The following is a 20,389-nucleotide window of genomic DNA, read 5'->3' on the forward strand; positions in this document are numbered from 1 at the left end:
CATCCCATCGACTGACTCTGTCAACCACCCGGATGATTGATTAGAGTGGCCCCATGACGACGAAGAAGGCCGGCATCTCGGCCCCCGCCACAGCCGCCCCCGAGGACGCCTCCGCGGCGCGGTCCCGGCCGCGCCGGGCCCCCCGGGCCGACGAGCGGCAGCGCGACGCCGAGCGGTCGCGCGCCCTGCTGCTCGACGCGGCATTGGAGGAGTTCGCCCGGCATGGCCTGGCAGGCGCCCGGGTGCAGGACATCGCCACCCGCGCGGGTGTCAACAAGCAGCTGATCAGCTACTACTTCGGGGGCAAGGACGGCCTCTACCGCGAGCTGCAGCGCGAATGGGCGGAGCGGGAGGCGCTGTTCACCGAGGAGAACACGCCGCTGGAGGAGGTCGCCGTCCAGTATCTCGAGCGCGGCCTGGCCGACCCCCGGCCGGCCAGACTGGCCATCTGGCGCGGGCTCGCGGGCGACGACCAGCACACGCCGGAGGAGGCGTCGGCGATCGACACCGACCTGGACCGGCTGCGGCGGGCCGGGGAGCGCGGCGAGTTCTCCCCGGACCTGGACACGGGCTTCCTGCGGCTGGCGGTCATGGGCATGGTGATGGCCCCCATCGTGATGCCGCACACCGCGCGGGAGGCGTCCGGGCTCGACCCCCGGTCGCCCGAGTTCCGGGAGCGCTACAGTGAGCAGATCCGGCTGCTGCTGCGGCAGTTGGCTACCACAGACCCCGGGTCAGCTCACGGAACCGGGTGAGCCGGGCGATCTCCGCGTCCGCCCCGCCCGCCCCGCGCCGGTTGGAGAGCGTGAGGTGCGAGGCCCCGGCACGCCGCCAGGTCTCCACCCGCTCCACCCAGGCGTCCTCGGGCAGCATCTGCAGCGGGACGCGCGCCTCGACGCCGAAGTCCCCGGGATCCCGGCCGTGCTTCTCCACGAGCTCCCGCAGCCGCCGGACCACGTCGAGCCCGGCGTCGAGGTTCCGCATCAGCGGGCCGAACATCCGGTAGCCGTCGGCGATCCGGGCCATCCGGTCGAGGACGGCCGGCCGGGGCACCCCGCCGCCCTCGAAGTCACCACCCCCCATCCACACCGGGATCGGCTTCTCCGGGCGGGGGTTGACGGCCGCGTCCTCGATCTCGATCAGCTCACCCCGGTAGGTGAGGAACGGCTCGGTCCACAGCAGCCGCATCACCTCCACCTGCTCCTCGAGCAGGCGGCCGCGGGTCGCCGGGTCGGCGCCCAGGGCGCGGACCTCCTCGCGGTTCCAGCCCACGCTGACGCAGAGCCGCAGCCTCCCGCCGGAGAACAGGTCGATCTCGGCGGCCTGCTTGGCCGCCATGCCCGCCGAGCGCAGCGGCAGCACCACCGACGGTGCGATCTCGACGCGCGAGGTGAGCGCCGCCACGAAGGCGGCGTGGGTGAACGCCTCGTGCCAGGGGTCGCACGGCGGCACGGACGAAGGCCAGTTCGGCGCCCGGGCGGGCAGCACGTGCTCACCGAAGGCGAGGTGCCGATAGCCCAGCTCCTCGAACGCCTGGACATAGTCGTGGAGTTCCTGGCGGGTGCCGAAGTAGGGCAGGTCACCACCGACCCGGAGCGGGCTGGTCACGTCGTCAACCTCCGGTGGGAGCGGGGGAGTTGTCGTATCGCACCGGGCCCACGATGCCACCGGGCAGGGCCGGCCGCCACCGCCTTCCGGGCAACATCGGCGCGCTCCCCGGTTTCCAGGGAGTTTCGAGGCCCCCTCCAGCCGTGCGCACCAGCATCCGCCGCAGCCCGCGCGTACGGCGGGAGAGCGGGAGAAGACGAGAGAAAGGGGAGCCGGGATGAACGGGAGCACCACCGGACGCGACCTGCCCACCGGCGTCAGCCTGACGGCCGTCGGCATCGCCATCGGCCGGGCCATGGAGAGCGACCGCACGGACGGACTGTTCAAGGACCCGTACGCACGGGCCTTCGTGGACGCGGTCGGGGCGAGCGCCGTGGCCGGCATGGGGGCCTTCAGCGGATACGTCGCGATACGCACCCGCTTCTTCGACGACTATCTGCTCCGCGGCGCGGAGCGTGGCCGCCGCCAGGTGGTGCTCCTCGCCGCCGGGCTCGACACCCGCGCGTTCCGGCTGCCCTGGCCGGCCGGGACGCGCCTCTTCGAGCTCGACCTTCCGGCGCTGCTGGCCTTCAAGGAGGAGGTGCTCTCCCGGGAGGGCGCGGTCGCCTCCTGCCGGCGTACGGTGCTCGCGGCCGACCTGCGCGAGGACTGGACGCGGGCACTGCGCGCCGCCGGCTTCGACCCGTCGGCGCCCACCGCGTGGCTGGCCGAGGGGCTGCTGCCCTACCTCTCCACGGCGGACAACGACCTGCTGGCCGAGCGCATCGGACACCTCTCCGCCCCGGGCTCGGAGCTGGCACTGGACCACCTGGATTCGGAGACCAAGCGGGGCAACCTCGCCGCCACCTCCGACACCCTCGACGGGCTGGGGGCCTCCTGGCTGTCCACGCTCGACGACCCGGCCGGATGGCTGACGGGCCACGGCTGGACCGTACGGGACGCCCCGACCCGGGCGGCGCTCCTCGAGCGGTACGGGCGCGGCAGGCCGGCTCCCGTCCCGGACCGGGACCGGCTCAGCGGACTGGCCGCGGCCGTCCGGGAGGGCTGACGTGGAGACGGCCGTCGCGCTGTCGCTGGTCTGCCGGGTCCACACCGAGCCGGACGGTGACGACCACACGATCCCGTACACCCTCCGCTTCACCGCCACCGCGCCCCGCTCGGTGGCGCGGTGCGAGGAGTTCGACATCGTCCTGGCGCCGGATCCGATCACCCTCAACCCCCGGCTCAGCAGCGGCGTCAGCCATATCGCGCTGCGCTTCGCGGCGCCGGCCGGGGCCCGGGTGCTGGAATACGCGCTCACGGGCGGCGACGCGTCCGGCGCGGACGCCCGCCTCGACCCGACGGCCGCGGGTGTGGTCCTGCGCGTGCCCGGACCGTTCGGCCCGGGCGCGCCGTTCACCCTCCCCGCCCTGCGGTGGACGCTGCGGGCCGACGGCAGCGGCGCCGCCGTGCGCACGGGGCTCGCCGGGCCGTCGTTCGACGACCCGGCGTGGAGCTACCGTTGGACCCGGCACTCGGACGGCAGGCGGGGCACGGTCGTGGGCCACCCCGACCGCTCCCCGCTGCTGACGGTCACGCCCGTCGGACCGCGCTCATGACGCCACACCCGCCAGTTCGAGCGCCTCGGCCGCCGCGCGCAGGATCCGGATGCGTCCGTCCGGCGTCGCGGCGGCCGCCGACACCATCACCCCCAGCGTGGTGACGCCCGCCTCGGCGTAGGCGGTCATCCGCTCGGCCAGCCTCGGCACGGGGCCGGCCAGAGCGGTGCGGTCGATGAACTCCTCGGGCAGCGCGGCCGCGGCCCCCTTGGGGTCACCGGCCGCGAGCCGCTCGCGGAGCAGGCCGACGGCCGGCCCGTAGCCGAGCCGCCGCGCCAGTCCGCAGTGCACGTTCCGCTCGGGATCGCCGATCCCCAGCAGATGCACGTACTGACCGCGGAGACTGTCCACCGCGCTGCCCACGTCGTCGGCGACCGCGACCGGCAGGCTCGGCAGGACGTCGTAGCCCGCCATGCCCAGACCGGCCGTCCGCCGCCCCTGACCGATCACGGCGACCGCCCGGGCGACCGCCTCGGGCGGGGTGAACACCCCGATCCAGCCGTCCGCGATCTCACCCGCCAGCCGCAGGGCACGCGGGCCGACGGCCGCCAGATAGACGGGGATCCGCCGGCCGGGCCGCTCCGTGCGCAGGTGCAGCGGCGCGGCCCCGCCGCCCGCGGGGTCCGGCAGCCGGTAGTGCTCGCCGTCGTGGGTCACCGGCCCGCCGGCCAGCGCGCGTCGCACGATGCCGACGTACTCCCGGGTGCGGGCCAGGGGCCGGTCGAACGGCACGCCGTACCACCCCTGCGAGACAGCGGGGTCGGACACCCCGAGGCCCAGCCGGAACCGGCCGCCGCTCAGGGCGTCCAGGGTGGCGGCGGTGAGCGCCGTCGCGCCGGGCGGGCGCGCCGGGATCTGCATGACGCCCGAGGCGAGGCCGATGCGGCGGGTGGCCCCGGCGAGGAGCCCCAGCACACTGACGGCGTCGGACCGGTAGCCTTCCGGCGCCAGCAGCACGTCGTACCCCAACTCCTCCGCCGCGCGAGCGAGTTGTACTGTCCCTTGGTACGGGATGGTGGCACCGAGCCGCATGGCCCCTCCTGCGTCTCCTGCGTCCGGTCGGGTCCGTCAGATCAGGTGGGCGCCGCCGTCGACCAGCAGCACCTGCCCGGTCGTGTACGCGGCGCGGGACAGGGCCAGCACGGCCTCGGCCACGTCCTCGGGCAGGCCGACGCGCCGCAGCGGGGTGCCCTGGCGCACCTTCTCGGCGATCGGCGCGAAGAACTCGTCGTCGCGGGTCCAGGCCGTCTCGATCAGGCCGGGGGCGACGGCGTTGACGCGGACCCGGGGGCCCACCGTGTTGGCCAGCAGGCGGGTCATGTGCTCGATGGCCGCCTTGCTCACCGCGTAGGGGATGGAACTGCCCGCGGGCCGGCTGCCGGCGACGGAGGAGATGTTCACCACCGCCCCGTCCCCCGACCGCGTCAGATGGGACATGGCCGCCACGGTCGTCTGCCAGGTGCCGATCACGTTGAGCCCGAGGATCTCCCGCCACACCTGGGGCGTGGCCGCCTCCAGGTCGGCGTGCGGGATGACGCGGGTGCCGCCCGCGTTGTTCACCAGGAGGTCGAGGCGGCCGTAGTGCCCGACGGCGGAGGACACCAGGCGGCGTGCCTCGTCCTCGTCGGAGACATCGGCCCGGATGTAGACCGCGTCCGGCAGCGAGCTCGCGACCTTCTCGCCGGCCTCGGTGGAACGGGCGGAGTTGACGACGATCCGCATCCCCTCGGCGGCGAGGCGGACCGCGACGGCCCGGCCGATCCCCGAGGAGGAGCCGGTCACCAGGGCGACGCGCGCGGGAGCGGCCATCAGTAGTTCCCCAGTCCACCGCAGACGTTCAGGGCCTGCGCGGTCACCGCCGCGGCGTCGTCCCCGACGAGGTATTCGACCATCGCGGCGACCTCCCGGGGCTCGACATAGCGGCCCAGCGGCACCCTGGTCGTGATGCGGTCGTACGCCTCCCGCTCGCTGACGCCCCAGATGCCGGCGTAGTGCTCCCTGACGCGCCGCGCCATGGGAGTCTCGACGAACCCGGGGCAGACCGCGTTGACGGTGATGCCGGTCCTGGCCAGCTCCAGGCCGAGCGCCTTGGTGAAGCCGACCACGCCGTGCTTGGAGGCGGAGTAGGGCGCGGCGTGCACCACGCCCTGCTTGCCGCCGGTCGAGGCGATGTTGACGATGCGTCCGCGCCCGGCCGCCAGCATGCCGCCGGTGGTGAGCACCTCCCGGGTCATCAGGAAGACGCTGTTCAGGTTGGTGCCGATCACGTCGAACCAGAGCTCGTCGGTGATCTCCGCCGTCGCGCCGCCGCCGCTGCGGCCCGCGTTGTTGACCAGGATGCCGACGGGGCCGAAGCGGTCGACCGCCGTCCGCACGTACTCCTTGACCTGCTCGGGCCGGGAGACGTCGCACACGGCACCGTCGGCCTCACCTCCCGCGTCGCACAACTCGCCTGTCACCTTGTCGAGTTCGCCCTTGTCGCGGGCGCAGATGTGGACGCGGGCGCCCCGCCGGGCCAGCCGGCGGGCGATCTCCTTGCCGATGCCGCTCGTCGCTCCGGTCACCAGGGCCACGGGCTTTTCCGTCTCGCTCATGCGCTGTCGGTCCCGTCTTGTCGTCGGTGGGCTTGTCGTCGGTGGGCTTCTTGCCGGTGGGCTTCTGGTTGTGGACTTCTGGTCGGTGGGCACGGTCCGGACGACGCGAGCGTCGGCAGGCCGCCTAGAGCGCAAGTGGAAGCCGGGTGGAGCCCGGAGGTCCGTTCCTTCGAGGGGGCTTCGAGGCCGCGCCACCAGCCTGGGCGGCGGCCCCGTACGCCACTTTCCGAGGAGCACCGATGAGCGCAACCGCCGTCGACACCGAGGTCCACTCGCGGATCCAGCACTTCTACGCGCATCAGATGCAGGCCCTGGACGCGGGCCGGTTCGAGGAGTACGCGCTGACCTTCACGGAGGACGGCAGCTTCCAGCACTCCCCCGCCGTCGCGCCGGCCCGGGGCCGGGCGGCGATCGTCGCCGAACTGGTCGCGTTCCACGAGCGGTTCGCGGGCGAGCCGGTCCGGCGGCGGCACTGGTTCGACCACATCGCCCTGACCCCCCAGCCGGACGGCAGCATCCACTCCACGGTGTACGCGCTGGTGGTCACCGTCCGGCCGGGGCGGCGGGAGCCGGAGATCGCCCCCAGCTGTGTGGTGCGCGACGTCCTCGAGGTGGACGGGGAGCGCGTGCTCACCCGGTCCCGGACCATCTCCCACGACCACCTCGACTGACGCGCCGGAGCACCGGCCTCAGGCGGGCCGCCCCTGCGCGTACGCCCCCTCCCCGTCGAGCTCGGGAGCGCCCGACAGCACCGCGCAGTGGAGCCGCTGGAGCCGGGCCGAGGGCTCGACGCCCAGCTCGCGGCGGAGGCGCTCGCGCAGCTCCCGGAACTCCTGGAGCGCCCGCCAGGGGCTGCCCGAGCGGCACAGCGCCGTCATCAGCTGGGCGCAGAAGTTCTCGTGCAGCGGATACCGCGCGACCAGGGTGCGCAACTCGCCCAGCAGCACGGCGTGATAGCCCAGCCGCAGGTCGGCCTCGATACGTTCCTCCAGCGCCTGCATGCGGGTCTCCTCCATATAGAGGACCTCGAGACCCAGCACCCGCCCGGCCGGGACGTCGACGAGGGCGGGACCCCGCCACAGGGCGAGGGCACGCGTCAGATGCGCGGAGGCGGCACGGGCGTCCCCGGCCATGAGGGCCCTGTGGCCCGGTGCCGCCCACTGCTGGAACTGGGTCCAGTCGCAGCTTCCCGGCGTGACCGTCATGCGGTACCCGCCGAAGGCCGTCGCGAGGACGTCTTTCGGCGAGCGGTCACCGGCGGCCGACGACTGCCGCAGGGCGGCTCCTATGCGCCGGCGCAGTTGAAGTATGTACGTCTGCAGCGTGGTGGCGGCGCTGCGGGGGATCTCGTCGCCCCACAGCTCTTCCATCAGTGTCGTCACGGGGACGACGCGTCCCGACCACAAGGAGAGCAGGGCGAGAACCTGCCGTGGCTTCCCGGCACTGGGCACAATGGATACCCCGTTCTCGTACATCGCCAGCTCCCCCAGCACTTCGATGTCCATGTACGCCTTCCGATCGGTGGAATCAGGTCCTGGCCCGAGGCTCCCACCACGCACCGGCCGCAGGACAGTGAGACCGTCACCGGGTGGGCGGTGAAAGCACCACGCGCGTGTGAGGAATTCACAATTCCGTGCCGCCGAAATCGTTCCGAGGGGTGGCTCCATCCAACAGCCGCTGGGCTACAGTCGGTTCGCCGCCGGGGTAATAGCCCCCACTACCGGAAAGACCGCTGGAACTTCGCTCGGACGGGCAGGACGCATGGTGGTTATGACCAGGAGTGAGCCGCCGTACTGGTTCGCTACGTGCATCATCCTCTCCGTCATGTCCGCGGTGGCCGCCCTCGGCTTCCTGAACCTCCTGCAATCCCATCCTCCGGCCTCCCATGTGGCGCTGTTCCTCGTGGGCTTCGTCCTGATGCTCTCGCTCCAGGGCGTGCACTGCGCCGACCGGCCCACCCGGGCTCGCGCCGCGCGGTGGGCGGTACTCCTGGCCCAGGCCACGCTCACCTACGGACTGCTGCCCGTCCTGGGCCTCGCCTGGGGCGGGATGCCGGGTTTCCTGGCGGGCTCCATGCTGATCACCCTCGCCCCGCCCTACTCGGTCGCCGTGTTCTGCGGCACGGCCGGCTTCACCGGGGTCTACGCCTGGATGGTCGGCCAGCACCCGCTCGGCATCGGCATCGGGGTGCTCTCCTGCACGGTGAACGGTCTGATGGTGTACGGCATGACCCTGCTGGCCACATGGAGCGTGGAGCTCCGCCGGGCCAGGGACGAGATCGCCCGGCTCGCGGTGCAGGAGGAGCGGCTGCGGGTCGCCCGTGACCTGCACGACCTGCTGGGTTACAGCCTCTCCGCCATCACCCTCAAGGGAGAGCTGACGGACCGTCTGATCCGCGGCGGGGCCGACGAGGAGGCCGCGCGCGCCCGGATCGAGCTGCGGGAGATGGTCGACATCTCACGGCAGGCCCTCGCCGACGTGCGGTGCGTCGCCCACGGCTACCGAAGGCTCTCGCTCACCGCCGAACTCAGCTCCGCCGCCCGGGTGCTGGTGGCGGCCGACATCGCCGTACGGATCGAGGACGCCCGGCCGACCCAGCAGGAGGAGACCGGGACCGTGCTGGCCACCGTGGTCCGGGAAGGGGTGACGAACATCCTGCGGCACAGCGCGGCGCGCGAGTGCCGCATCACGGTCGTGCCGTCGGGAGACAGGCTGGTGCTGACCCTGTGGAACGACGGCGCGCCGGGGGACGCCCGGCGGCGCATGGCCCGCCGCCGGGACGGCGGGCTGTGCAACCTGGCCCGCAGGCTGGAGGAGGCGGGGGGCGTCTTCCGGGCGGGCCCGCACGGCCGGGGCCGGTTCCTCGTCCGCGCGGAGTGCCCGGTGCATCCGGCCCGGGAGCTCAGCGGATCCAGCCCCGCTCCTTCGCGATCCGGACGGCGTCCAGCCGATTCCGTGCAGTGAGCTTGGTGACGGTGGAGGTCAGGTAGTTGCGCACGGTGCCGGTAGACAAGTGCGTGGCGCGCGCGATCTCCTCGGCGGAATTGCCGTCGGCGGCCAGCTGCAGGACATCGGTCTCGCGCGCCGTCAGCGGGCTGCCGCAGGCCGGCGAGGCGAGGGGCCCGTCGTCGTTCTCCCACGCGGCGGGCGGTATCCGGGAGTCGATCACGCGCCTGCCCGACACGACCGCCCTGATGGCGGCGGCGAGTTCCGCGGGCGGCGCGTCCTTCGGCAGGAAGCCCCTGACCTGGGCGTCGAGCGCCTTGCGCACGGTGCCCCGCTCCTCCAGGGCGGTGAGGATGACGACCTTGCACTCGGGCGCCAGCTCGTTCACCCGCCGGGCGGCGTCGAGGCCGTTGGAGCCCGGCAGGTGGATGTCGAGGATCGCGACGTCCGGGCGCAGGGTCAGCACCGCGGGAATGATGCCCCGCCCGTCCGCCACCTCGGCGACCACCTCGAAGTCCGCTTCGAGACGGAGCAGCGCGACCAGCGCCCCCCGGACCATGTGCATGTCTTCGGCCAGCAGGATCCGGATCACCGTTCCCCCGTGATGCTCGCGCCCTTGGACCACTTTCCGCCGAACGCGGCCCACTCGCTGGAAGTTCCAGCCTACGGACCCCTTACCCGAACAATCGTCCCTTTCTCGCCATATTCTTCTGCATGGAGGCACGTTGGCGCCAAGATGCGCTGGGGGTATGCGCCGTTTTCGAGCCGCCCGCGCCCCGGCGGCGCTCAGCAGACGGCCGGTTCCGCCTCCCGGGTCGTCTTCGTCCAGCCCGTGCTTCCCCGGATCATCCGGAAGAGGGCGCGCCACGCGCACAGGAACGACAGGTAGTTCCTGGTACCAGCGGGTGCGCTGCCGGATCAGCCGCCGCGAGTCGCTCACGCCCTGCTGGTCGACGGAGGCATGGGCGGTGGTGCGCAGCCGCCAGCCGCCGACGGCCAGGCTGATGGCCAGGTCCAGGTCCTCGGTGAGCGAGTCCGTCCAGCGCGGACAGCCGGGTGAACTGGCCGTTGCCGCCCAGGCTGACGGTCCTGGTGAGGTCGCGGCCGAACTGGGGGTTGCCGTAGCCGGTGTCGCCCTGGACCTGTAACGCCGCCTTCTGGCGCCGCAGTTCGAGCGTCCGGCGCCCATGGCCAGGGCCAGATAGCCGACCGACATGCCGATGACGGTGTAGCCGACGGCGCGTCGACCGGCGCCCAGGCCAAGTCGAGCCCGGGTGAACAGTGTTGAGGCAGCGGAACAGCGAGCCCCGGCTCCAGAAATCTCTCGGCGATACGACGCGGATCGCTGCGACCGGGGTGCCGACGGGGCCTGGGGAGCTCGCGCCCCGGGCCGTCCAGGAGCGTACGCATCATCGTCACCCCCCGACTGCCCATCGGCCAGGGCGTGATGCATCCGCAACATCAACCCGTACCACCCCCCACCGGACGCGGCATCAACCGCAGCTCCCACAACGGCCGTTCCGGTGACAGCGGACGCACCAGATGGGCAGACGCCCACGATTCGATCGCGCACTCGGCCGGATCCTGGACGACATGCCGCTCGACCGCGAAACCGGATTCGTCTGCCAAACGAGAGGCGAGGGAAGCGGCTCATCGACCTGATACTGCCTGCGCGGCGGGGTGACGAAACGCGGTGACCACGGGCGCCCGGCAGGGCGGCGCACGCGGGATGCGATGCGCGCGCCGTCTCCGCCGGGTCGCTGCCCGGCCCGCGAGGTGCCGCGCGCCGGCCGGGCAGCGCGAAGGGTCACACCGTTGTGGCGAGTGCCCGGGCGGGCCGCGTCTGCTCGTAGGCGTGGCCGACCCGCAGGAGCGTGGGCTCACCGAGGGGCCGGCCGAGCAGCTGCATGCCGAGGGGCATGCCCGCCGCGTCGTGGCCGGCCGGAACGGTCAGGGCGGGCACACCGGTGATGTTGGCGGGGGCACAAAGGCGCACATAGGCGTCGGAGACGCTCTCGGCCGTGCCGTCGGGCCAGGTGACCGTGTCCTCGTCGGCGCCGACCGCGGGCATCGGGACGCTCGGGGCGGCGATCACGTCGACCTCCTCCAGCATCCGCGCCCACTCGGCGCGCATGAGGGTGCGGGAGCGCTGAGCGCGTACGTAGTCACGGGCGCTCATCAACTCGCTCGCCTCCAGGAGGATGCGGACGTCCTCCTGGTACAGCTCGGGGACCGTGCGCAGGCTGTCCTCGTGGTAGGCACCGGCCTCCGGCACCATCAGGCCCCACTGGGTGGCCTGGATGTAGCGGGTCATCGGGATGTCGACCTCGACGAGCCGGGCGCCCAGGGCCTCCAGCTGCCCGATGGCCTGCCGGACGGCGGTCTCCACCTCCGGGTGGACGTGGTCGAAGTAATAGGTGCGCGGCACCCCGACACGCAGCCCCGTCAGGTCCGTGCCGGCACCGGGCCGGTAGTCCGTGACGGGCACGGACAGCGAGGCGGGGTCGCGCGGGTCGTGTCCGGCCAGCGCGGACAGGACCAGGGCCGCGTCCTCGACGGTGCGGGTGACCGGGCCGACGTGGTCCAGCGACCAGGACAGGGAGGTGACGCCGTGACGGGGGACCAGGCCGTAGGTCGGCTTGAGGCCGACGACCCCGTTGAGCGCGGCGGGCACCCGGATCGACCCGCCGGTGTCGGTGCCCAGGGCGAAGGTCGCGGTGCCCGAAGCGACGGCGACCGCGGAGCCGCCGCTGGAGCCGCCGGCGACCCGGCCGGGGTCCCAGGCGTTACGGGTCTGCGGGGTGGTCAGGCCGAACGCGAATTCGTGGGTGTGGGTCTTGCCGAGCAGGATCGCGCCGGCCGCGCTCAGCCGCGCGGCGACCGTACTGTCCGTAGGCGCGCGATGGCCGGCACGCACCCGGGAGCTGGCCGTGGTGGCCATCCCAGCGACATCGATCAGGTCCTTGAGACCCATCGGGATGCCGTGCAGCGGCCCCCGGTAACGACCTTGCGCCGCTTCGCGTTCGGCCTCGACCGCCGCCCGGCGGGCCTGCTCCGCCGCGACAGTGACGTAGGCGCCGAGACGCGGCTCCGCCTTCTCGATGCGCTCGAGGACGGAGTCGACCAGTTCGACGGGGGACAGCCGCCGGGCACGTATCGCGTCCGCGGCGGCGGCGAGGGACAGCTCATACGGCTCCATCGTGCTTCTCCTCTCCGGCGCGGTAGGCGGCGGCGGGCGGGACGTCCGCGAAGTCCAGCTCGCGCAGGACCGCGACGACGCTGTGGATGTGGTTGGCGACCGCGGCGACCGCGGCGTGGCGCTCGGTGGGCAGCACCAGACCGGCGCGGGCGGCCCAGCGGGCGGCCTCCGGCGGTGTGAGTTCGACGGCGGACATGGGGGTTCTCGCTCTCGGTGGAGGGTGGAGGGTGGAGCAGCGTCGTGACCGACGCCCTGAAGGCCAAGGATTCGCTTGAGGCGGTCGCGGACGCCGCCGTAGCCCGGCGGCCCGTGCGGGAGCGGCCGAGCGGGACCGGCCACTCGGGGACCGGCCGCGTGGTCAGGCCGCGATGGCCGGGATCTCGGTGCCGCGCTCGGCCAGCAGCCGGTAACGGCCGTTCTCCCGGCGGACGGTGCCGGCCGTGGGCCGCGGGAAGTGGGTGCCCAGGAGCAGCGCGTCGGTGTCCGCCAGGGCGTCGAGCAGCCGGGCGCGGGTGCGGATCGCCTGGGCGGGGTCGATGTCGACGCAGCTGTGCACATGGGGGTGGGACAGCTGCACGGGGTGGTGGATGCTGTCGCCGGTGATCAGCGCCTGGCGGTCACTGCCGCGCAGTTCCACGGCGATCTGCCCCGGGGTGTGGCCCGGGGCAGGCACCAGGAAGACGCCCGGCGCCACCTCGTGCCCCTGCTCGGGCACGTCCACGAGGTCGTACTGTCCGGCGGCGCGGACGGGGGTGACGGAGTCGCGGAACATCTGGGCGCGGGCCTCGTCCAGATCGGTGGCGGCCCAGTGCTCCCATTCGGTGCGGCTGGTGACGTAGCGGGCGCCCGGGAAGGTGGGAACCCAGTCCTCACCGGCGAGGCGGGTGTTCCAGCCGACGTGGTCGGTGTGCAGGTGCGTGGTGATGACCAGATCCACGGACTCGGGCGCGAAGCCGGCCGCTGCCAGGCGCTGCGGGAAGTCGGTGTCGAGACCGTCCCAGGCCGGGTTGGCCCGGGTCTTGCCGTTGCCGATGCCGGTGTCCACGAGGATCCGCAGCCCGCCCGCCTCCACCGCGAAGCTGTGGCTCGCCAGGCGGGGGACGTCGGTGTCGGCGAAGTCGGGGCGCAGCCACGGTGCCTCGTCCAGCACCTCCTTGGTGGCGTCCGGCAGCAGCCAAGGTCCGGTCTGGCGCGGCAGTTCGATCTCGTCGACACGGCGTACGGCGATGTCGCCGAGGCTCCATCCCGCGGTGGTGGAGGAAGTGGCCTGCGGGGGCGCGGGGTTCATCGGTGGGTCCTTTCGAATGCGGCGGTGCGGGGCGGGAGAGCAGGATCGGTCAGCCGGTGCCCGGCTGCCGCACGGCGCGGGCGAGGCCGGTCAGGGTCAGCAGGATGACCGCCACGGCGTAGAGCGAGACGGCGGTCCGCAGGCCGTACAGGTTGGTCAGCAGGCCGGCGAGGACGGCGGGGATGCTCATGGCCAGGTAGCTGATGACGTAGTAGGCGGCGAGTGTGCCGGCGCGTTCACCCGGGGCGGCCGGGGACAGCAGCAGGCGCAGGGCGCCCTGGGTGACGGCGCCGAAGCCGGTGCCCGCCAGGGCGGTGCCGGCGAACAGGGCGGGCAGGCTGTGCAGATGGGGCGCGCTCAGGGTCAGCAGGGCCCCCGGGATCAGGAGCGCGGAGCCGACGGAGCTCGCGGTGCGGGCGGGCAGCGGCCGCGCGGCGTGGACGGCGAGGCCGGCCGCTGCCGTCAGGGTGAAGAAGACCAGGCCGCCGGTGGCGCGGGAGGTGTGCGGGGCGATGAGCCGGGCGAGCGAGGGGCCGAGGGAGGAGTAGAAGCCGCCCAGCGCCCAGGCGGCGACGACGCCGGGGGCGAGAAGCCGCATGGCCGGGAGGGAGGCGGGGGCGACGGCGACGCCGGGACGCAGGGAGCGCCACGCACCGGAGTGGGGGTGCGCGGTCTCGGCGGTGAGCGGCACCGCGGCCGCCTGCGCGGTGAACAGCAGGAGCAGCAGGAGGTAGACGGTGCGGGTGGGGGCGGGGGCGTACTGCGCGAGGGCGGTCGAAGCCAGCACGCCGGCCGCCATGCCGGCCACGGGGGTGATGCCGTTGGCGAGCGCCGCCCGGCCCGGGCGCTCGGGGTCCTCGAAGTCGAGCAGGGCGGCTCCGGCGGCGGCGGTGGCCACGCCGGTGGCCAGGCCCTGCAGGATCCGGGCGGCGATCAGCGCCGTCACGCCCTGGGCGGTGGCGAAGACGGCCATCGCGGCGGCTTCGGCGAGCAGCGCGCCGGTGAGGACCGGGCGCCGGCCCAGGTGGTCCGAGAGCGTGCCCGCGGTCAGCAGTGCCCCGAGCAGGGCGAGCGCGTAGGCGCTGAACACGACGGTGACCGTCATCGCCGAGAAGTGCCATTCGGCCTGGTAGAGGGCGTAGAGCGGGGTCGGCGCACTCGAGGCGGCCAGCAGGGCTACGAGGACGGAGGCGTGGAGGGGGAAGGCGCTGCGGCGGTCCAGCACGGGCGGACGGCGAGAAGGGGACGGCGGGGCCGCGACGCTGAGCATGGAGCACCTCTCACACCTAAAGGCAAACGCTTTGCGTTAGGAAGAGTAAGTCCCCCGGCACGCAAAACGCAAACCTTTAGCTTTTAGGTGTGGGGGGAGCGGAACTCCGGCCGCCGAGCGCCGTCGCCACGAGGTGGTCGGTGTAGGCCGCCGACAGATCCGAGGGGCGGAACAGGATGCGGTACATCAGGGGGGCGACGACGACATCCAGCAGGCTCTCCACATCGGGCACGGCCTCCCCGCGCCCGGCCGCGCGCACGCCGATGGCCTTCAACTGCTCGGCGGCGTAGTCGGAGCAGCGCACCGCGTTGCCCTGCTCGGGGTCGCCCACCAGGGCATCGCGGATGTACGTGCGGCCCGCCGTCGAGGACATCTCCTCCGCGAACTGCGTCGTCCACGCCTCCAGGTCCGCCCGCAGGCTGCCGTGATCGGCCGGCGGGGTGTCGGGGCGCAGCCGCTCGACGGCCACGTCGGACAGCAGTTCCCGCAGGTCCCCCCAGCGCCGGTAGATGGTGGACGGCGTCACTCCGGCGCGGGCGGCGATCAGCGGCACGGTGAGCGCGTCGCGCCCCACCTCCGCCTCCAGATCACGGACGGCCTGGTGCACGGACTGCTGGACGCGGGCGCTGCGCCCGCCGGGGCGTGTGGTCGCTCGGGCACTCATGCCACCCAGCTTAATGCGAAGAAGTTGCGTTCGGGAGGACCGGGCCTTGGGGCGGGCTGTGAACGCACCCCACCTCGTCACTCTCGCCCGCGCCGGAGCCCGCTTCGACGCGGCCATCTCCTCGAACACGGTCATCGCCTCGAACGCGGCACCTCCTGAAGGCCCCGGGCCCGCCGCGTCATGACCGCGGACCTCGCAGGGCCGAGGGTCACGCCCAACGATCTCAGGACGAGGGCCGCCACCCACAGCGATCTCAGGACCGAGGGCCACCCACCCCGATCCGTGGTGGGACCGGCCGCGCGCTGATCCGGCCTGATCCGTGAGAGAGGGCCGCCGAGGGGGCCCGCGGTGGGGCCCGGCGGAGGACCAGCGAGCGGGGCCCGGCGGGTAGGACCCGGCGGAGGATCAGCGAGCGGGGCCCGGCGGATGGGCCCGTCGAGCGGCTTCACCGGCAAAAAGTGCGCAGGGCGGCGAGGCAGTCCGCGGCCCGGCGCCGCGGGTCGGTGTCGGTGCCGGCCCAGGCGATCCGGGCGTCCGGCCGGATCAGGACGGCGGTGACGTCCCGCCAGATCGCGTGCGCCGCACCGGCGTTGACGGTTCCCGCCCGCCGCTCCAGGCCATCCGCGAAGCACGGTGTCCGCGTCCCGCCGAGGTCGAGCAGCAGTGGTCGGCCGTGGTGCATCCACGGGTGGGCGGTGGGTGCGTCGGCCGCGGCCAGGGCGAGGCCGGCCAGCCGGGTGCCGTTCAGCGGGTGCGCGCCGGGAGTCGTGCCGGCGGGGAGCGGGTCGTCGAATCCGGCGATCCGGCGGGCCCAGAGGCGGTTGGTCCGCGGTTCGGCGAGCGCGGCGGACCAGACCTCGCGCAGCGCGATCTGCTCCGGGCTCGCGGCGGCGAACAGGGCGAGCTGCGCCCGGGTGTTGTCGATGACGGCGCGGGCGGCCGGCCGGCGCTCCGTGTCGTAGCTGTCGAGCAGTCCGTCGGGTGCCCGGCCCTCGAGGGTGGCGGCCAGCTTCCAGCCCAGGTTGGTGGCGTCCTGGATACCGAGATTCATGCCCTGCCCGCCGGCCGGGAAGAACATGTGCGCCGCGTCCCCGGCCACCAGCACCCGTCCGGCCCGGTACCGCGCGGCCTGGCGGGTGGCATTGCCGTAGCGCGAGAGCCACCGGGGGTTGCGGATGCCCAGGTCACGCCCCAGCAGCGCGCGGGTCTGCTCGCGCACCTCCTCCAGGGTCAGCGGTTCGCCGGTGCCATGGTGCATGGTGGCCGTGGAGAGGCCCGCCAGCCGGTGGACGCCGTCGCCGATCGGGGCCGCCAGGAACGAACCGGCCGGCCCGGTGGCGGCGAGCGGCGCGGCGGGCGGATCGTCGAGTTCGACGTCGGCGAGCCAGCCGGTCAGGGTGGTGTCCTGCCCGGGGAAGCCGATGCCGGCCGTCTGGCGAACCGCGCTGCGGGTGCCGTCGCAGCCCACCACCCAGCGGGCCCGCACGCTCCGATGGGTGCCTTTGGCCCGGATCACCACCTCGACGGCGTCCGGCCCCTGGGTGAGCGAGACGACCTCCTCCCCGCGCAGCACCCGGGCGCCCACGGCGACCGCGTGCTCCTCCAGGAGGCGTTCGGTGACGGACTGACCGAGCGCCAGCATGAAGGGGTGCACCGCCCCGACGGTGGAGAAGTCCAGCCGGGTGGTCGCCGCGCCGAAGTGGCCGGTCGGCACCGAGGTGCCGCGTTCGATGAACCGCTCCGCGAGGCCGCGGGTGGCGAAGGTGTCCAGCGTGCCGGCCTGCATGCCGACCGCGCGCGACCGTCCGTCCGGTGCCGCCCGGCGTTCCACGACGGCCACCTCCACCCCGTGCAGGCGCAGCTCCGCGGCGAGCCAGAGCCCCACCGGGCCGGCCCCGGCGATGAGCACGTCGAGCACGACGACCACTTCCTCTCATTTCTCGGATGACGCGCCATGACGGCCGCGCGCCGATGCGCTGGGGCAGGGCGGCGGCCTCATGGTGTCGGGTGGGCGATGCGGCTCAGCGGGCGCTGCCGAGGTTCCGGTCGGCGTCGGCGCCTTCGAGCATGAGGGTGGTCTCCTCGATGCGGCGGAAGCGGCCGTCGGGGGCGAACTCGGCGAAGAGGTAGACCTCCATGCGGACGGTGGAGCCGTCGGTCTTGATGACCTCCATCGTGTGGCGGTCGGCGTAGCGGTCGCCGGACGAGAGCTCGTCGTGCACCTCGACCGAGCCACCGGCGACGACCGTGCGCAGGTGGGCGATGTGGGCGAGGAACTCGGTGCGGTTCGCCCAGCTCCCGTCGGTGCGCTGGCGGTAGTCGGGGGCGAAGTGCCGGTCGGCGGCCTCGTCGAGGTCGAGACCCGGGGTGAGGAGCAGGTCGGTGAGGGCGGCGCGGGCGTCGGTGCGGTTCATGGGGATTCCTTCGGTCGGGTGCGGGAGTTGGCCCGCCGGGCATCGGTCGGAGATGCGTGCTTGAGGCACGCTTATGACCGTACAGGAAAAGCGTGCGCCGCGCACGCTAATCTGGAGGGGTGAAGAACTCGACGGGACACGACATCGCCGACGCACTGGGACTGCTCCTCCGGCGGAGCACACGCGCCCGCCTCTACACCCAGCTGACCGAGGGGCTGGGGGAAGCGGTCGACGACCTCACTTACCCGGTCCTCAGCGGCCTGGCCCGGACCGGGGCGTGCAGCGCCGCCGACCTGGGCCGTGAGATCGGCCTGGACCGCACCACCGTGACCCGCAGAGCCGACCGGCTGGAGCAGGCCGGCCTGCTCCAGCGCCAGCCCGACCCGGCCGACGGCCGCGCGACCCTCCTCGCGCTGACCGAGCAGGGTCACAGCATCGTGTCGGCCACCAGGCAGCGACTGGCGGCCGGCATCGAGTCCTCGCTCGCCACCTGGCCACAGGCGGACGCCCAGACCTTCGCGCGCCAGCTGCGCCGCTTCGTCGAAGAGGGCCCGTTCGCCGACGAACACCACTGACCGCCAACGGGCGCACGGGGCCCGCCAGTTCGGCGCGCAAGCTCAGCCTTCACAAGGACTACGGGGGAGCGAGAGGTGCTGTTCGCCAGTCGACAGCACGCGTTCCTGAACCGGCTCACCCCCCCACGGTGGACGGCATCCGGGCCGCCCGGCCCGGTGGTACGGAGGTCCAGGCGGCCCGGTGGGGTTCAGGGAGTCACCGCGTTCCAGCGCTCGGCGGGGATGTCCTCGCACTTGTAGAGGCTGACGGTGCCGTGGTCGGCGTCGGGGGCCAGCAGGCACAGGTGGTTGGCCTCGTTGCGGTAGCGGACGGTGCCGTCCGCGTATGCCTCGGCCAGCCAGCGCTGTCCGGCGCCGGCGACGCCGCGGGGGTCGTCACAGCCCTGGAGCACGGCACCCGTTCGCGTGGTGGCGTGCTCGTCCCGGCTGCCCAGGCACTGGTTGGTGCCGTCGAGGCTCTGGAAGCGGACCAGGTTGTCGTCGCGGCTGATCCGCTGGATGTTCCAGCCGAAGTCCTTGCGCTCGTAGGCCAGCCAGTAGATCCACCACCAGCGGGGCGGGGTGGGCGCCGTGTAGACGAAGGTCCCGGGGACGTTGCCGGCCCGCCGCAGCCTGCCGCCGAGGAACGCGGACTCCAGGCGTACGTTGTCGCCGGTCGTCTGCCAGCTCGCGGGCACGGAGGCCGCGCTGTCCCACCACCGCTGGCCGGGGTTGTCGGTGCACGGCGTGGCGGTCACCGAGGTGTTGCCCGGAGTCAGGCAAAGGCCGGGGAAGGCCACGTTCCGCCAGCGCTGCGGTCCCCCGCCGTCCTCGGTCGGCTTCGGGTCGTCCTCCAGGTGGCTGACCGTCCACTGCGCGCGCGGGTCGTCACACTTGCCCGCCACGATCGGGGAGGCCGCGTCCCGGCGGGCACTGGGCGCGAGGGCGATGCAGTCGCCCGTGTCGATGTTCCGCAGGTAGTGGGTGAGCGCCCCGGTGGTGAACATCTCGAAGGTCTGGCTGCCGTTGTAGCGGGCGTCCCCGACCGCGAAGGAGCGGTCCGGGTTCTCCTGAAGCAGCCGCCCCGTCGGGGTGGCCAGCACGCTGTGGAAGACGTGCGACGCACGCGGCGGCTGGGCCGGCGGCGGGGTGCGGGCGAAGAGCACGGGCACGTGGTCGGATCCCCCGCCGCCCGGGACGGCCGCGGTGAAGCCGCCCGGCAGGCCGTGCGTGACCGCGTAGTCCAGCTCGCTGGGCTCGTCGCCGCCGATGTACGTCGGCCGGCCGGTCCGCAGCAGATTCTCGCCCGCGCGCAGGTGCAGCGACTGGTTGCGGGCCTGACCGTCGGTGCGGTTGAGGATGTTCACGTTGAAGTCGCCGGCCAGCACCCAGTTCCGGCCGCCCTGGCCCGGTGTGGCCATGAAGGTGCGGACCTGGTCGAGCAGTCCGGGCATGCCCGCCCGCCCGGTCACGTCCTCACCGCGGGCATGGGTGTTCCAGTACCAGGTGTTGCCGAACCGCAGACCGAGCAAGGGGCGCGCCCGGTAGCGGTTGTTCGGGGCGTTCGGGTCCGGGTTGTAGAACGTGTTCTCCAGCACGCGGACCTCGTTGGCCGGGGTGTCGGTGACCGTCGCCAGGTTCATCTGGCCGCCGTCCCAGGTGTCCAGGGCCGTGGCGCCGACCCTGCGGGGGTCGGTCTGGAGGTAGTACACATAGCGGTCGCTGCGGTTCGGGCCGGCTTCCGGCCAGGTCACGAACGTGACGGAACTGGGCTGGGGATCGCGGTTCGGCGTGAGCCGGATACCCCGGAAGTTGGTCCGGTGGTCGTCCCTCGGCAAGGGCGGCCCGGCACCCGCCTCCTGCACCATCACCACCTGATTGTTCGCGGCCAGCGGCTGGATCTCCGAGCGCCACCGTAAGCCGTTGTCGGAACCGTGCATGTTGTACGTGGCGAACGGCGAACTCCCGTCACCGTTCACGGCCCGCGCTGTCGTGGCGGTGAGCGTCACGTTCGCGGCCAGTGCCGCCAGCACGGCCGGGACGGCGACCACAGCGGCCGTCCAGCGCCGTCGACGGCCCCGCGTCGCCGGATGAGTGTGTCTCGTCAATGGTCCGTCCTCTCGCGTCGGCCCCGGGCCGAGCGGTCCGGGGGTGGTCGATGTACGCCTTCTCCACGAACCTCCGCTCGGCCCCGTCTTGGCACCGAGCTCGTTTCCCTCCTCACCGGACAGAACCGACTGCCCCCCTGCGTCCG

The 20,389-nt window shown here is 73.3% G+C and carries 20 protein-coding genes and 1 pseudogene; 6 read left to right on the forward strand and 15 right to left on the reverse strand.

The features are described 5' to 3' along the window. The first annotated feature begins 53 nt into the window (after positions 1–53). Positions 54–755, forward strand: coding sequence for a TetR family transcriptional regulator (locus tag ACZ4A5_RS11505; protein ID WP_467581490.1), 702 nt, complete (start codon positions 54–56; stop codon positions 753–755). Here ACZ4A5_RS11505 and ACZ4A5_RS11510 read toward each other — a convergent pair. Beyond that, positions 718–1,608: a TIGR03619 family F420-dependent LLM class oxidoreductase gene (locus ACZ4A5_RS11510; protein WP_467581493.1), complete on the reverse strand. Its 891-nt coding sequence runs from the start codon at positions 1,606–1,608 to the stop codon at positions 718–720. The two genes, ACZ4A5_RS11505 and ACZ4A5_RS11510, sit on opposite strands and share 38 nt — an antisense overlap. A gap of 217 nt (positions 1,609–1,825) precedes the next feature. Here ACZ4A5_RS11510 and ACZ4A5_RS11515 point away from each other — a divergent pair, with 217 nt between their 5' ends. Both ACZ4A5_RS11515 and ACZ4A5_RS11520 read left to right on the forward strand, forming a co-directional pair. Continuing rightward, on the forward strand, positions 1,826–2,656 hold the full coding sequence (locus ACZ4A5_RS11515; protein ID WP_467581496.1) for an SAM-dependent methyltransferase: 831 nt from the start codon (positions 1,826–1,828) through the stop codon (positions 2,654–2,656). Between the two features lies 1 nt (position 2,657). Then, entirely contained in the window at positions 2,658–3,206 is a 549-nt protein-coding gene (locus tag ACZ4A5_RS11520; protein WP_467581499.1) for a hypothetical protein, read from the forward strand. On the opposite strand, the gene ACZ4A5_RS11525 is transcribed toward ACZ4A5_RS11520, so the two are convergent. The 3 genes from ACZ4A5_RS11525 to fabG are packed head-to-tail and all read right to left on the reverse strand — an operon-like array spanning position 3,201 to position 5,800. Continuing rightward, a complete protein-coding gene (locus ACZ4A5_RS11525) occupies positions 3,201–4,238 on the reverse strand; it encodes an LLM class flavin-dependent oxidoreductase (RefSeq protein WP_467581502.1) in 1,038 nt (345 codons plus the stop codon). The genes ACZ4A5_RS11520 and ACZ4A5_RS11525 overlap by 6 nt on opposite strands. 36 nt (positions 4,239–4,274) lie before the next feature. Beyond that, the gene (locus ACZ4A5_RS11530) at positions 4,275–5,015 is read right to left on the reverse strand and encodes an SDR family NAD(P)-dependent oxidoreductase (RefSeq protein ID WP_467581505.1); all 741 of its coding nucleotides are present in this window, start codon (positions 5,013–5,015) and stop codon (positions 4,275–4,277) included. After that, on the reverse strand, positions 5,015–5,800 hold the full coding sequence (gene fabG / locus ACZ4A5_RS11535; RefSeq protein WP_467581508.1) for a 3-oxoacyl-ACP reductase FabG: 786 nt from the start codon (positions 5,798–5,800) through the stop codon (positions 5,015–5,017). Before fabG ends, ACZ4A5_RS11530 begins: the two co-directional genes overlap by 1 nt. 239 nt (positions 5,801–6,039) lie before the next feature. Here fabG and ACZ4A5_RS11540 point away from each other — a divergent pair, with 239 nt between their 5' ends. Then, positions 6,040–6,471, forward strand: a complete 432-nt coding sequence (locus ACZ4A5_RS11540; RefSeq protein ID WP_467581511.1) for a nuclear transport factor 2 family protein — start codon at positions 6,040–6,042, stop codon at positions 6,469–6,471. Between the two features lie 18 nt (positions 6,472–6,489). Here the strand turns inward: ACZ4A5_RS11540 and ACZ4A5_RS11545 are convergent, their stop codons facing one another. Continuing rightward, complete coding sequence (locus ACZ4A5_RS11545) at positions 6,490–7,305, reverse strand: AfsR/SARP family transcriptional regulator (RefSeq protein ID WP_467581516.1); 816 nt, start codon at positions 7,303–7,305, stop codon at positions 6,490–6,492. 265 nt (positions 7,306–7,570) lie between these two features. Here ACZ4A5_RS11545 and ACZ4A5_RS11550 point away from each other — a divergent pair, with 265 nt between their 5' ends. After that, positions 7,571–8,764: a sensor histidine kinase gene (locus ACZ4A5_RS11550; RefSeq protein WP_467581518.1), complete on the forward strand. Its 1,194-nt coding sequence runs from the start codon at positions 7,571–7,573 to the stop codon at positions 8,762–8,764. Here ACZ4A5_RS11550 and ACZ4A5_RS11555 read toward each other — a convergent pair. The 9 genes and pseudogenes from ACZ4A5_RS11555 to ACZ4A5_RS11595 form a co-directional block, all read right to left on the reverse strand. Further along, positions 8,703–9,338 carry a response regulator transcription factor gene (locus ACZ4A5_RS11555; RefSeq protein WP_467581730.1) on the reverse strand — a complete coding sequence of 212 codons (636 nt, stop codon included), beginning with the start codon at positions 9,336–9,338 and terminating at the stop codon, positions 8,703–8,705. The genes ACZ4A5_RS11550 and ACZ4A5_RS11555 overlap by 62 nt on opposite strands. Before the next feature lie 360 nt (positions 9,339–9,698). Continuing rightward, positions 9,699–10,400: pseudogene (locus ACZ4A5_RS11560) on the reverse strand (hypothetical protein); the annotation flags it as partial. A gap of 153 nt (positions 10,401–10,553) precedes the next feature. Next, entirely contained in the window at positions 10,554–11,945 is a 1,392-nt protein-coding gene (locus tag ACZ4A5_RS11565; RefSeq protein ID WP_467581520.1) for an amidase, read from the reverse strand. After that, positions 11,932–12,141, reverse strand: a complete 210-nt coding sequence (locus tag ACZ4A5_RS11570; RefSeq protein ID WP_467581522.1) for a hypothetical protein — start codon at positions 12,139–12,141, stop codon at positions 11,932–11,934. The genes ACZ4A5_RS11565 and ACZ4A5_RS11570 overlap by 14 nt, the downstream gene beginning before the upstream one ends. 162 nt (positions 12,142–12,303) lie before the next feature. Next, the gene (locus ACZ4A5_RS11575; protein WP_467581524.1) at positions 12,304–13,233 is read right to left on the reverse strand and encodes an MBL fold metallo-hydrolase; all 930 of its coding nucleotides are present in this window, start codon (positions 13,231–13,233) and stop codon (positions 12,304–12,306) included. Between the two features lie 49 nt (positions 13,234–13,282). Then, complete coding sequence (locus ACZ4A5_RS11580) at positions 13,283–14,503, reverse strand: MFS transporter (RefSeq protein WP_467581527.1); 1,221 nt, start codon at positions 14,501–14,503, stop codon at positions 13,283–13,285. A 76-nt stretch (positions 14,504–14,579) separates the two neighbouring features. After that, the gene (locus tag ACZ4A5_RS11585; protein WP_467581530.1) at positions 14,580–15,167 is read right to left on the reverse strand and encodes a TetR/AcrR family transcriptional regulator; all 588 of its coding nucleotides are present in this window, start codon (positions 15,165–15,167) and stop codon (positions 14,580–14,582) included. A gap of 445 nt (positions 15,168–15,612) precedes the next feature. Continuing rightward, entirely contained in the window at positions 15,613–17,085 is a 1,473-nt protein-coding gene (locus tag ACZ4A5_RS11590) for an FAD-dependent monooxygenase (RefSeq protein WP_467581533.1), read from the reverse strand. 103 nt (positions 17,086–17,188) lie between these two features. Then, positions 17,189–17,581, reverse strand: coding sequence for a nuclear transport factor 2 family protein (locus ACZ4A5_RS11595; RefSeq protein WP_116152849.1), 393 nt, complete (start codon positions 17,579–17,581; stop codon positions 17,189–17,191). 119 nt (positions 17,582–17,700) lie between these two features. Between ACZ4A5_RS11595 and ACZ4A5_RS11600 the strand changes: the two genes are divergently transcribed. Beyond that, a complete protein-coding gene (locus ACZ4A5_RS11600) occupies positions 17,701–18,156 on the forward strand; it encodes a MarR family winged helix-turn-helix transcriptional regulator (RefSeq protein WP_467581536.1) in 456 nt (151 codons plus the stop codon). A 188-nt stretch (positions 18,157–18,344) separates the two neighbouring features. On the opposite strand, the gene ACZ4A5_RS11605 is transcribed toward ACZ4A5_RS11600, so the two are convergent. After that, a complete protein-coding gene (locus ACZ4A5_RS11605; RefSeq protein ID WP_467581538.1) occupies positions 18,345–20,243 on the reverse strand; it encodes a hypothetical protein in 1,899 nt (632 codons plus the stop codon). Between the last annotated feature and the right edge of the window lie 146 nt (positions 20,244–20,389).

The organism is Streptomyces sp. NPDC025618, from assembly GCF_055558795.1.